Source organism: Levilactobacillus lindianensis (genome assembly GCF_003946095.1).
Taxonomy (GTDB): Bacteria; Bacillota; Bacilli; order Lactobacillales; family Lactobacillaceae; genus Levilactobacillus; species Levilactobacillus lindianensis.
In genome coordinates, this window is record NZ_RHOD01000003.1 from 87,673 (window position 1) to 100,327 (window position 12,655).

A 12,655-nucleotide genomic window follows, 5' to 3' on the forward strand; every position below is an offset into this window, starting at 1 on the left:
AGCAGATTCCTCCTTAGATTAATTGATGGGCCTTCAAGGCCTTAATAAGTTGGCTGGCAGCTTCTGTCGGTGTCCCGGTTAACGAGGTCAGTTCCCGTTTAGTGGGTTTAGGTTCATAGACTTTGGTGACAATGGTTGGTGATCCGGCTTGCCCCAATCGACTATCATCCAGATCGAGATCATCGTGATGCCAAATGGTTAAAGGCTTTTCAAAACTGAGTTGAATGTTCCGCGGCGTGGGGTAACGCGGTGTGTTGAGCTCACTGCGCACCGTAACCACGGCTGGTAATTGCGCCACTAGGGTCTGCTTGGTGTCTTCCAGTAAGCGTTCCGCGGTAATTTCGTTGTCGCCACTTAGGCGGAGACTAGCGGCGTAAGTAATTTGTGGTTGGTGCAGAAATTCTGCAACGATCGGGCCAACCTGACCCGTATCCGCGTCGACGGCTTGGCGGCCGAAGAGCACGAGATCCACCTCACCAATCTGCTTGATGGCCTGGGCAATTACATAACCGGTGGCCAAGGTATCAGCCCCGGCAAAGGCCCGGTCTGAAAGGAGATAGCCGGCATCGGCACCCATAGCCATGCCTTCTCGCAGAGATTCGGCATAATCATCCGGTCCCATGCTGAGCAGCACCACTTTAGCGGGTGTCTGATCGGCGAGTTGTAGGGCCTGTTCAACGGCATTCTTATCGAATGGATTCATGATACCGGCGAGGCCGCGACGATCCAAATTATGGGTCTGCGGATCGATCGTCACCTCGTTGGTTTCGGGAACTTGTTTGATGCAAACAACAATTGTTTTAGGTTTCATGAGGGGACCTCCTACTTGTTAAATTCGGCTTTGGCAATGGCGGAACGCATCTTTTCAACGGTTCCTTCGGCGATTTCCATCGCCCGCGCATCGCGGATCAGATGTTCAACGGGGTACTCGCGACTGTAGCCGTAACCCGCCAAGATTTGCAAGGTGTCATCACCGGCACTAACGGCCGCGCGTGACCCGTGAGCCTTGGCCATAGCGGCTTCCTCACTGTAGGGCTTGCCGGCAGCTTTGAGTTGGTCTGCCCGTTGGTAGAGAAGCTTCGTGGTTTCCTTGCGCATGGCAATGTCAGCGATCTTGCGATGGGTCACCTGTAGGTCGGTGAGGGGCGTCTGGCCAGCCTTACGTTCCTTGGCATAATCCGTGGCGATCTTGAGATCATGCTCCATGATGCCGGTGAGGACGGCGCCCATCAGAATACGGGCGTCATCGTGAGCGGAGTCACCGATGCGGCCACCGTCGCCGAGTTTACCTAAGAGGTGGTCGTCGTCTACGATAATGTGGTCCATGACAATTTCGCCAACCGGCGTGCCGCGCAAGCCGATGAAGTCTTCCCGCTTCCCGAAGGAAAAGCCGGGCATGTCTTGATCAACCACAAAAACGGAAAGCTCTTGTGGGGCGGTCTTCACTAACACGCAGTAAACGGCAGCGAGGCCACCATTGGTAATCATAATTTTATCGCCGTTTAAGACCCAGTGATTGCCTTCTCTGGTGGCCGTGGAACTGATACCTAGAGGATTGGATCCCCCGCTGGCTTCAGTCATGGAAAAAGCAAAGATACGGTCGTTGGCGGTGGGGAGTAATTGTTTTTGGAGGGCGGGCGTCCCAAATTTAAGAATCTGGTCGACCGTCTTGAAGTGACCTTCAAGGGTCACGGCCGTACTGGCGTTACCCCGGGCAATATGGTTCAAAACACTGGCGGTGATTTCGGGACCAAATCCCGCACCACCAAATTCTTGAGGCAACATAATCCCCAGAAAACCGGTGTCTGTGAGGTGTTGAATGAATCCCTCAGGGAAGTCGCCGGCCTGGTCCATCGGCATATCTTGCGGACTAATTTCCCGTTCGGTATAGTCGTCGACCATTTGGAGTAGCAGTTTTTCGGCTGCCGCAGTCGTAGATGACATAAATATTCCTCCTATCAGACGATTGTCTTGTGTGAAACTGAACGTTTCGCCGTAAGTATAGCGAATAATCGATTGATAAGTCCAGGTAATTTACCTGATTATTGCTAGAAAATCGTGAGCGGGGGACTAAACATTTTAGTAAAACATGGTGGCCGCCAGGTGTCGTTTAGGGTAGAATGAAAGCGAATTCATTTTTGAGGCTTAAAAAACCAGCCGCCAAAGATGGGTGAGTTTTGATGAGCTGGGCATGGGTGGTCATTTCAAATTGTGCAGCGCGTGACAAAGTAAATGTTGGATCACCGATTTACTGGATTTTTGTTGGAAATATCCCGGACGCGCTGGCCTCGATGAGCTAAACGGGGTATGATTTTAGATAGGCTCAACGTTAACCGGGGAGGCGTCATCAGGTGGGCCAGAGTTGAGACGGTAATACGGGGCATCTCAAGCCTCGTCCAAGCATTAAAACGATGGCGTTATTAATCAGAATGTATAACTATTAAGGAGAGATAATCATGAGTTGGCAAACAAATTACAAGACTTGGCAAGAACAACCCACAATGATTCCTTATATCCATGACGAATTGACCGCCATGGCTGGGAATAACGAAGCCTTGGAGGCGGCCTTTAGCGGTCCGATGAGCTTTGGGACTGCCGGCATGCGGGGCGTCATGGGACCAGGTATCGGTCAGATGAATGTTTACACGGTGCGTCAGGCGACCGAAGGGGTGGCGCGTTACTTGGACACCTTAGACGATGCCACCAAGCAACGCGGGGTGGCCATTAGTTTTGACTCCCGTTACCATTCACGCGAGTTTGCCCATGAGGCGGCTCACGTTCTGGGCGCTCACAATATTCCTAGTTTTGTCTTTGATGACATGCGGCCCACGCCAGAGTTGTCATTTGCCGTTCGGCATTTACAGACGGCCATGGGGATCATGATCACGGCTAGTCACAATCCTAAGCAATACAATGGGTTTAAGATTTACGGACCAGATGGGGGCCAGATGCCACCCGTTGACTCGGACAAGATTACCGAATTTGTCCGGTCCGCCACCGACGTATTTGCCATTCAGGTGGCCGACGAACGTGACTTACGCCAGAATAAGTTGCTGCGGATTATCGGCGAGGACGTCGACCAATCGTACTTGGCTAACGTGGCCAGTGTGACGATCAATGCCGACCTGATTCAAAAGGTTGGGAAGACCATGAAGCTCATCTACACGCCACTCCACGGGACGGGTAAGGTGATTGGTGAACGCGCACTGCGCGCAGCCGGCTTTGAAAACTTTACCATGGTGCCTGAACAGGCCATTGCCGATCCCGAATTCCCAACGGTTCCATTCCCGAACCCTGAGTTTGCGCAGGCCTTCGATATGGCGATTGCCTTGGGTAAGCAGGAAGGCGCCGACCTCTTGGTTGCGACCGACCCCGACGCCGATCGACTGGGAGCTGCAGTTCGCCAACCGAATGGGGATTACCAACTGTTGACTGGGAATCAGATTGCCTCAATCCTGTTGGCTTACATCTTGAAGGCACGTAAGGAAGCCGGACAGTTGCCAGCTAACGGTCGAGTGGTCAAGTCGATCGTCTCGACGGAATTAGCCACCAAGATTGCGGCCGCTTACGGGATCGAAATGAAGAACGTCCTGACCGGGTTTAAGTTTATTGCCGAACAGATTCACCAGTACGAAACGCAGCACGACCATACCTTCCTCTTTGGTTTCGAGGAAAGTTATGGTTATCTGATCAAGCCATTCGTTCGAGACAAGGATGCCATTCAATCGACGGTGCTGTTGGCTGAGGTTGCGGCGGATTACAAACAACGTGGCATGACGCTGTATGATGGGATTGAAGAACTCTACGCGACCTACGGCTACTATGCTGAGAAGACCACGGCCCAAGAGTTCCCTGGTGTTAATGGGGCGCAACAGATGGCGCACCTCATGACCGAGTTTAGAGAAAATGCGCCGCAGGACTTTGCTAAGGTGGCGATCACTGAGACCGAGGACTTCTCAACCAGTGTTAAGACTTCGGCTACGGGTGAAGCCAGCACAATTGATTTGCCCCAAGCCAATGTCTTGAAGTATTGGCTGGCCGACGGTACCTGGATTTGCATCCGGCCTTCCGGAACCGAGCCTAAAGTGAAGTTCTACATTGGGACGAGTGCCGAGACGGATCAAGCGGCACAAGAGAAGCTAACGACATTTGAAAAAGCATTGACGGCCTACGTGGAGTCAATTTAGAGAAGCGATTCGTAACATGGAGGTTCGGGAGAAAACGCCCGAGCCTTTTTTGAGTCGCGGAGGAAAGGAAACCAAAACTTGATATGACGGTAATGTAAACGCTTTAAATAGTGATTGACAGGCGAGGTAAAAGCGATTATGATTAATTCAGTAAAGTTTTACTAAAATTTTGGATAAGGGAGTTAATCGCCATGGATTTTGCTAGCCTGACAACTGAATACCAACACCACTTCAACGCTTCTCCCCAACGTCTCTTTTTTTCACCTGGCCGAATCAATCTCATCGGTGAATATACAGATTTCAATGGTGGCCACGTTTTTCCTGCAGCGATCAGTTTGGGTACGTATGGTGCGTTTACTCCCCGTCCAGACCGAACCGTTCGGATGTATTCTGCCAACATTCCAGCGGCAGGCATGGTAACCTTTAGTTTAGATGACCTGAGCTATCAGCAAACGGCAGGCTGGACCAACTATCCCAAGGGGATGTTGTATGAGTTAGCTCAGCAGGGTCATTCGATCGAAACGGGATTTGACTTGTACGTGCATGGAAATTTACCAGATGGTGCGGGTCTCTCATCTTCGGCATCAATTGAAATGTTAATGGGTGTGATCTTAAAAAATGTCTATAATTTGGATGTGACGCAATTAGATCTGGTCAAGGCGGGTCAATTAGTGGAAAATGACTATATCGGATTGAATTCTGGCATCATGGACCAATTTGCCGTTGGGATGGGACGTCAGAATCAAGCCGTGTTGTTAGATACCAACACGATGGCCTATCAGTATGCCCCAGTGGATCTGGGCGACTACGTGGTGGTTATCATGAATACCCAGAAACGACGCGAGTTAACGGATTCGAAGTACAATGAGCGACGTCAGCAGTGTGAAGAAGCGTTGCGGCGCTTGCAAGCGAAGCTGTCAATCACGTCACTCGGGGAGCTCAGTGAGCAGCAGTTCGACGAATCTGCCTATCTGATTAATGATGAGGTCTTGATTAAACGGGCCCGGCATGCAGTGTTTGAAAATCAACGAACGATGCGTGCTTTCGCAGCCTTACAGAATCATGATTTGGCAACGTTTGGCCATTTGGTCAATGCCTCACACGTGTCCTTGCATTATGACTTTGCCGTTTCTGGAACGGAACTGGATACCCTAGTAGAAACAGCTTGGAAACAACCGGGTGTATTAGGTGCCCGTATGATTGGGGCTGGATTTGGTGGCTGTGCGATTGCTTTAGTTCAGCAAGATCACGTTGCTGATTTTGAAACAGTCGTGGGTGAGCAGTACGCCGCTAAGATTGGCCATCCGGCGGAGTTTTACCTGGCCGAAATTGCAGATGGACCGAGAGAAGTTCAGAAGTCAGCGTTAATTTAGAGGAGGAATTACCATGACAGTTTTAGTTTTAGGTGGTGCGGGGTACATTGGCTCACACGCGGTTGATCGCTTGATTCAGCGCGGATATGATGTGGCGGTGGTTGATAATCTCGTCACGGGGCACCGAGCAGCCGTTAACGCTAAGGCCCGGTTCTATCAAGGGGATGTCCGTGATAAGGCATTTCTTAATGGTGTTTTTGACCAGGAGAAGATCGAAGGCGTGATTCACTTTGCCGCCTTCTCAATTGTGCCAGAATCCATGGAAAAGCCACTGAAGTACTTTGACAACAATACGGCCGGCATGGTAACGCTCTTGGAGGTTATGAACCAGCACGACGTTAAGCGGATTGTCTTCTCTTCGACGGCGGCCACATATGGTGAGCCTAAGCAGATTCCAATTCGTGAAACGGACCCGCAAATTCCCACTAACCCCTACGGTGAAAGTAAGCTCATGATGGAAAAGATCATGCATTGGGCCGATGAGGCCTACGGGATTAAGTTCATTGCGCTACGCTACTTCAATGTGGCCGGCGCCAAAGCGGACGGTAGCATTGGGGAAGATCATCATCCAGAAACGCATTTGATCCCGATTATCTTGCAGGTAGCTGCGGGCGAACGACAGGAATTGGCAATCTTTGGGGATGATTATCCGACCCAGGACGGGACCAACGTTCGCGACTACGTTCACGTCGTTGACCTGGTCGACGCCCATATTCTGGCATTGACTTATCTCAAGGATCACAATGTTAGCGATGCCTTTAACTTAGGATCGTCGACTGGATTTTCTAACTTAGAGATGCTAGAGGCGGCACGACGGGTAACTGGCCAGCCTATTCCAGCTAAGATGGCCCCACGGCGCGCCGGTGACCCTAGCACGCTGATTGCGGCCAGTGACAAGGCACGGGATGTGTTGAATTGGCAACCACAGTTCGATAATGTTGATGACATTATTCGCACGGCCTGGAACTGGAAACAAAAACATCCAGCTGGTTACGCAGACTTTCAGGAGGCGTAGTTATGGAAGCAACTCTAGAGCAGTTTGTGGCTAAAATTATCGCGGCCCCGACCCCCTTCACCCGATTAGACCGGCAGTACGTTAGCAACCGGATCCTGGCGCTGATCGGGGATGGACCGATTCAATCGGCGACGGGAGAATCAGCAGTGGACTTGGTTGCGGCGCTAGTCGCCACGGCCGTGGAACATGACGTGATTAGTGGCGACGCCAGCTCACAAGATATTTTGGAATCGCAACTGATGGATCTCATGACGCCGCTGCCGTCGACTCTGAATCAAGGATTCTGGGATCGTTATCAGCAGAGTCCCCAGTTGGCCACCGATTGGTTCTATCGGTTGAGTTGCGACAATAACTATATTAAGACGCGAGACATTGCCAAGAACGTGGTCTTCGATGCTGCGACGGCGGCGGGTGACCTGGAAATTACCATTAACTTGTCGAAGCCAGAGAAGGATCCTAAGGCCATTTTGGCCGCGAGAAACGCCCCAACCCAGACTTACCCTTTGGATCAGTTGTGTCTGTCTAACGAAGGTTATCGGGGGCGGTTAGGTTATCCCGCCCGCAGTAGTCATCGCATTATCCGTCTGATGTTAGGCGGGGAGAGCTGGGGATTTCAATATTCGCCGTACGCCTACTTTAAGGAGCACGCGATTTTCCTTTCTGCCGAACACCGGCCAATGGTCATCAATCAACGAACAATTACAAATTTACTTGAAATCATCCAACAGTTTCCAACTTATTTTGTTGGTAGTAATGCCGACCTGCCCATCGTGGGGGGATCCATGTTGGCCCATGACCACTATCAGGGGGGAAAGCATGTTTTCCCAATGATGAAAGCCCCAATCGATCGACCGGTTGATTTGGGAATAGTTGGTGTCACCGCTGGCGTGGTAAAATGGCCCATGACCGATATCCGATTACGGAGTGCGACCCCGGCGTCACTAGTTGCGGCAGCTGATCGCATTATGACAAAATGGCTGACTTATTCCGATGAATCCGTTGATGTTCGCGCCTTTACGGAGGGAATCCGCCACCACACAGTGACTCCGATCGCTTGGCGTGACGGATCAGCTTACGTGTTGGATCTCGTTTTGCGGGATAATCAGACATCAGCCAAGTATCCGGATGGCATCTTTCACCCGCACCAGGATGTTCAACACATTAAAAAAGAAAATATTGGTTTGATTGAAGTTATGGGCCGGGCTATCTTGCCGGCTCGCTTGAAGACAGAATTGGCGGAAGTCGCCAAGTATGTCTGTCACCAGCCCAACCATATCGCGGCTTATCATCAGCCGTGGGCGGATGCACTCCTGGCGCAGCATGCCTTTAACCCAGACAATGCGACGGCGTTAATCAGAGCAGCCGTCGGCCGGGTTTTCGCTCGGGTGTTATCGGATGCTGGGGTCTTTAAACAGGACAGTCAGGGGCAAGCCGCGCTCGATCGTTTTATAAAGCAGTTATAATTTGAGGAGGAGACTATTATCGCAGCCACACTGAAAGACATTGCGAAATCCGTTGGGGTATCTTTAGCGACGGTTTCACGCGTGTTAAATTATGATCGGACCTTGTCCGTGAGTGATGCCACACGAAAACAGATTTTTGAGGTGGCCGCGGACCTCAATTACACGAAGGTCAAGCACCACGCAGCGCTTCCCGATAAGCAGCTGAAAGTCGCCATTGTTCAGTGGTACTCGAAGTCCAAGGAACTAGACGATTTGTATTATATGGCGGTGCGTTTAGGACTCGAAAAACGTTGTGAGCAACGCCATATCATTGCGACAAGAACGTTTCAAAATGATTTACAAGCTGTCGACCCTGATGCGGATGCCATCATTGCGATTGGTAAATTCAGTGGCCCGCAGGTTGCGACGTTAGCCAAATTGACGCCGAATCTAGTCTTTGTCGATCAAGATCAGCTGGCTCAGGGCTATGACAGTGTTGTGACAGACTTTGAAGATGCAGTTCGCCAAGTAATTGACTTCTATTGGGAACATGGCCAGCAGCGTATCGGCTTATTGTGTGGGAGTGAGTGGACGACAGATGGTCAATTAGAGGTTACCGATCCTCGTTATCTCGCATACAAACGGGAACTTCAGGACAAGGAAGCCTTTGATCCCAAACTGGTCTTTACGGGGGACTACACCACGCATTCCGGTTATCAACAGATGGAAACGGCCATTATGAGCTTGGGAGACGATCTACCCTCTGCTTTCTTTGTCACCAATGACCCCATGGCGGCGGGTGCGCTGAAGGCCCTACGAGAAAGTAAGATTGAGGTTCCTCAGCAGGTCAAACTATTTAGCTTCAATGACACGACCATTGCCAAGTACGTCTTTCCGGAACTCAGTAGTGTTCATGTGAACACGGAACTCTTAGGAGCGTCAGCGGTTGACTTGGTGGCTGATCGCCTGCAATCCGGGCGGACGACCCCCGTACGCCTGACGATTGGCACGCGGCTAATTTTACGTGAGAGCACGGCCGATAACGATAATGAGAATTAATGGGATTAATTAAAATAGGAACCTGTAAGGATAATTACTTACAGGTTCCTATTTTTAGATCACTTTTAAGCAAGTTCCCCGACACGTCAGGGTATAGATGCCGAATCCTACCAGAATATGGCGGCGACTCAGTCACGAATAGGTAGTTTAACAAACCAATCCGCCAAGTAACCATTTACATATAAACGTGCTAATTTATAGGTGTTGCGGGGATGTCGTAGAGACTTGGTTAGGAGGAAAGGAAAATGCGAAAGACTATCAAGGCGTTGTGGCTGTTTGCAGCCTCAGGCTTGGCGCTAATCGCTTGGGTCGAGGTACCCGTAAACGCTGATGCAAAGGTCATCACGGGCAGTGGAACCAGCGCGGCTGATGCCACAATCGTGACGGATCCTACCGGTGTTGTGATGTCTCATACGGAAGTTTTACCCTCAAGTGGGGTTTACGATGTGAAATACGAGTGGAAGATTGCCAATGATGTTTACGTGGCCAAGGGGGATAAGATGTTCTTCTACGCCCCCTTGAACGTTCGGGTTGATCGGACCCGGTCATTTGCCATGGCTAGTTATAACGGAACAGCAAAAGTAGGGTCAGTTACGGTTACCATGGATTCACACGTTGGTGTGGCAACCTTCAATAACTACTTTTCGACGCATAGGTCTGATAAGGAAGGCTGGATTAGCTTTGAAGTTCGTGGCGCCGGTGAAGGCGGGGATGAAGAGACTCCTGGCGTTGAGGAACCCGGAACCGAAGAGCCTGGGACTGAAGAACCCGGAACTGAAGAACCTGGAATCGAAGAACCTGGAACCGAAGAACCCGGAACTGAGGAACCTGGAACCGAAGAACCTGGAACCGAGGAGCCTGGAACTGAGGAACCCGGAACTGAGGAACCCGGAACTGAAGAGCCCGGAACTGAGGAACCCGGAACTGAAGAGCCCGGAACTGAAGAGCCCGGAACTGAGGAACCCGGAACCGAGGAACCTGGAGAAGAGATTCCTGGCGTTGAAGAACCAGGCCATCCTGGCACCGAAATTCCAGAACCAGAATATCCTTGGGTTGAAGTTCCCGGGACGGAACACCCCGGTGAGGAAGTTCCTGGTGAGGAGATTCCCGGCGAAGATGATCCTGAAGTGACGGTTCCTGGTGGTGAAGAATCAGGATCCACAGTCCCAGAACATCCTGGGACCACAGCGCCGCAGAAACCAGTCGTTCATCGTCCAACGACGACGTATACTGGTGGTCAAGGGGCCACAGCTCCTGTCACCGGTGCATCGTCGTCTTCAACCAAGCCGGCGACCTTACCCCAAACCGGTGATCGGCGTGCGACTAGTGCTGAAGTGACCGGGTTAGTCGTGTTATTGGCAACGCTAGTCATTGCTGGTGCCGCTGGCTTGCGGTCAAAGAAAGATTAAACTTGTTTCCCCCAACCGTTAAATAGCAGTCCAGACGCTAACCGGCAACTGTCGGGTACGTGCTATTTAGCTTACCAAAACCATATGGACAAAAAACGTTGCGCTAGCTTGAAAGCCGGCACAACGTTTTTGATTTTAATGTTTTAAATTACCAGATCTTAACGCGGTCTGCTGGGGCCAAGTACATGGCATCACCAGGTTGCACATTGAAGGTCGTGAAGAAGTCGTCGAGGTTCTTGACTTGGACGTTGGCCCGCAACTTAGCGGGGGCGTGCACATCAATGGACAACAGGAGTTGCATGTATTCGGTCGTAGCCTTCATCCGCCAAACGTTGGCCCAGTTGATGAAGAAGGCCTGTAGGTCGACGTCATCGGCTGATTCGGCGGCTTCCAGCGCACAGCTTAAGCCACCACCATCAGCGATGTTTTCGGAAACGGTGAGCTTTCCGTTGACCTTCTGGCCGGCAAATTCGATGCCGTCAAATTCTTTGATCATGGCCTGTGCCAGGTCTTGGAAGTGCGCCAGATCGGCTTTGGTCCACCAGTTGTTGAGGTTCCCAAATTCATCGAATTGGGCCCCGTTGTTATCAAAGGCGTGAGAAATTTCGTGAGCGATGACGGCCCCGATCCCACCGTAGTTGGCACTGCTGGATTGGTCCAGACTGTAGAATGGTTTCTGCAGAATGGCTGCGGGGAAGACAATTTCGTTATTGGTTGGAGAGTAGTAGGCGTTGACGGTGTTGGCACTCATTTCCCAACGGTCACGGTCTACGGGGTGACCCCAGTGGCCGAATTCGTCAGCCAGAGCTAACTCGCCGAAATGTTGAATGTTATCGAATAGTGATTCGGTGGTATCGACGTGGAATTGTGAATAGAGTGGGTCGATTTGGTCAGGGTACCCAACCTTGATTGTCAATTTTTGTAATTTGACAATGGCTTTTTCGCGGGTCGCCGCACTCAACCAGTCGTTAGTCTTGAGCCGTTGTTGGTAAACATGGGTCATTTTCAGAACCATGTTGCGCACGTCGGCCTTAGCGGTTTCACCGAAGTATTTCCGACCGTAGTAGTCCCCGACAACTTGGGAGAAGTTCCCGGTTGCCAAGTAAAAGGCGGCTTTTTCTGGTGAGCGGGCTTCTTTCTTACCTGAGAGGGCACGGCTGTACGTCCCCCCAACCTGCCGGTATTCCTCGGTCAAGACGCCCGTGGCATCGAAGACGGTGCCTACCAGCATCCAACTCTTCAGGTTCTCAAAGTTAGCCGGTGTCAAAAGATCATTAGCCGCATCGAAAAAGGCCGGTTGTGGCAAGATGACTTCTGTTGGTGTGTCTTTTAAGACGGCGGTGAAGGCAGGGGTCAGGTCCAATTGGCTGACCTGGGCGTCAACGTCGCTGAGCGCGCGAGGGTTGTACATCTTCACGTAATCGGCAGCTTCCTCGGAAGACTTTACGTGAGGGGCAATCTGCGCGTCGAAGACCTTGGCTTGTTCGACAATAGTTGCGGCTTTTTCGGCGGTGTAGCCATTAAGCTCGAGCAGTTTCGTTGCCGTTTGCGTGAAGATAGGCAGGAGTTGCTTGGCTGCTGCATTGTCGGGTTCATAGTAGGTTTTGTCAGGCAGGAAGAGGTCCGGTGCGTCCACGAAGAGGGCGTAACGGCTGGTATCTTTCATGTCGGGTTCCACGCTAATCGTGATGGGAGTTGGAAGTCCCTTCTGATACCATTCTGCCAAATGATCACTGAGATCGGACCAGTTTTGGAGGGCTTCGATTTTAGCCAACCAAGGCTTCAAAGGTGCCGTGCCCGTGGCTTCTCGTTTCTCGGCGTCGCTCGTCATGGCGTAGAGCTTTTTGAACTCGGCCATTTCGGGATTGGCGGGCTCGAGTTTACCGGCTAAGAGGTCGGCAAAGTCGCTCATTAAGGTCTTTTCGATGCCGTCAACCAGATCCATGAAACCACCAGTCGAGGCATGATCACTCGGAATAGTGGCCGTTTTGGCCCATTCACCGTTGACAGCTTCATAAAGGTCTTGTTTCAAGAGTGCTGAATTGACTTCACCAGCGGTCGTTCCGTTGGTAGAAGGTTGTGCTGAGAAATGGTTAAATCGCATACAAAAATCCTCCTTAAAATTAGTCGTTAGACACAGGTTAACCCATTTGCCTTTAAAAGGGAATTT

At 51.2% G+C, this 12,655-nt stretch carries 9 protein-coding genes; 6 read left to right on the forward strand and 3 right to left on the reverse strand.

Going from position 1 to position 12,655, the window contains the following annotated elements; genetic code table 11:
- Positions 1 to 13: 13 nt before the first annotated feature.
- Positions 14 to 811 (reverse strand): electron transfer flavoprotein subunit beta/FixA family protein, encoded by a 798-nt coding sequence (locus EKM70_RS01800; protein ID WP_125544705.1) that lies wholly within the window; start codon positions 809 to 811, stop codon positions 14 to 16.
- A gap of 11 nt (positions 812 to 822) precedes the next feature.
- The gene (locus EKM70_RS01805) at positions 823 to 1,944 is read right to left on the reverse strand and encodes an acyl-CoA dehydrogenase family protein (protein ID WP_125544707.1); all 1,122 of its coding nucleotides are present in this window, start codon (positions 1,942 to 1,944) and stop codon (positions 823 to 825) included.
- A 512-nt stretch (positions 1,945 to 2,456) separates the two neighbouring features.
- Here EKM70_RS01805 and EKM70_RS01810 point away from each other — a divergent pair.
- The 6 genes from EKM70_RS01810 (at position 2,457) to EKM70_RS11435 (ending at position 10,485) form a co-directional block, all read left to right on the forward strand.
- Positions 2,457 to 4,187 (forward strand): phospho-sugar mutase, encoded by a 1,731-nt coding sequence (locus EKM70_RS01810; RefSeq protein WP_125544709.1) that lies wholly within the window; start codon positions 2,457 to 2,459, stop codon positions 4,185 to 4,187.
- Between the two features lie 191 nt (positions 4,188 to 4,378).
- On the forward strand, positions 4,379 to 5,560 hold the full coding sequence (locus EKM70_RS01815; protein WP_125544711.1) for a galactokinase: 1,182 nt from the start codon (positions 4,379 to 4,381) through the stop codon (positions 5,558 to 5,560).
- 13 nt (positions 5,561 to 5,573) lie between these two features.
- Positions 5,574 to 6,575, forward strand: coding sequence for a UDP-glucose 4-epimerase GalE (gene galE, locus EKM70_RS01820; RefSeq protein ID WP_125544713.1), 1,002 nt, complete (start codon positions 5,574 to 5,576; stop codon positions 6,573 to 6,575).
- Between the two features lie 2 nt (positions 6,576 to 6,577).
- The gene (locus tag EKM70_RS01825; protein WP_125544715.1) at positions 6,578 to 8,038 is read left to right on the forward strand and encodes a UDP-glucose--hexose-1-phosphate uridylyltransferase; all 1,461 of its coding nucleotides are present in this window, start codon (positions 6,578 to 6,580) and stop codon (positions 8,036 to 8,038) included.
- 18 nt (positions 8,039 to 8,056) lie between these two features.
- The gene (locus tag EKM70_RS01830; protein WP_125544717.1) at positions 8,057 to 9,076 is read left to right on the forward strand and encodes a LacI family DNA-binding transcriptional regulator; all 1,020 of its coding nucleotides are present in this window, start codon (positions 8,057 to 8,059) and stop codon (positions 9,074 to 9,076) included.
- Positions 9,077 to 9,321: 245 nt separating this feature from the next.
- On the forward strand, positions 9,322 to 10,485 hold the full coding sequence (locus tag EKM70_RS11435) for a hypothetical protein (RefSeq protein ID WP_191985873.1): 1,164 nt from the start codon (positions 9,322 to 9,324) through the stop codon (positions 10,483 to 10,485).
- A gap of 148 nt (positions 10,486 to 10,633) precedes the next feature.
- Here EKM70_RS11435 and EKM70_RS01840 read toward each other — a convergent pair whose 3' ends face one another.
- On the reverse strand, positions 10,634 to 12,589 hold the full coding sequence (locus EKM70_RS01840; RefSeq protein ID WP_125544719.1) for a M13 family metallopeptidase: 1,956 nt from the start codon (positions 12,587 to 12,589) through the stop codon (positions 10,634 to 10,636).
- Positions 12,590 to 12,655 lie beyond the last annotated feature (66 nt).

What these genes read in the sequence shown, in the direction of transcription:
- EKM70_RS01805 (WP_125544707.1), bottom strand. Translation starts at nt 1,944, where the DNA reads ATGTCATCTACGACTGCGGCAGCCGAAAAACTGCTACTCCAAATGGTC.
- EKM70_RS01825 (WP_125544715.1), top strand. Translation starts at nt 6,578, where the DNA reads ATGGAAGCAACTCTAGAGCAGTTTGTGGCTAAAATTATCGCGGCCCCG.
- EKM70_RS01840 (WP_125544719.1), bottom strand. Translation starts at nt 12,589, where the DNA reads ATGCGATTTAACCATTTCTCAGCACAACCTTCTACCAACGGAACGACC.
- EKM70_RS01815 (WP_125544711.1), top strand. Translation starts at nt 4,379, where the DNA reads ATGGATTTTGCTAGCCTGACAACTGAATACCAACACCACTTCAACGCT.
- EKM70_RS01810 (WP_125544709.1), top strand. Translation starts at nt 2,457, where the DNA reads ATGAGTTGGCAAACAAATTACAAGACTTGGCAAGAACAACCCACAATG.
- EKM70_RS11435 (WP_191985873.1), top strand. Translation starts at nt 9,322, where the DNA reads ATGCGAAAGACTATCAAGGCGTTGTGGCTGTTTGCAGCCTCAGGCTTG.
- EKM70_RS01800 (WP_125544705.1), bottom strand. Translation starts at nt 811, where the DNA reads ATGAAACCTAAAACAATTGTTGTTTGCATCAAACAAGTTCCCGAAACC.
- galE (WP_125544713.1), top strand. Translation starts at nt 5,574, where the DNA reads ATGACAGTTTTAGTTTTAGGTGGTGCGGGGTACATTGGCTCACACGCG.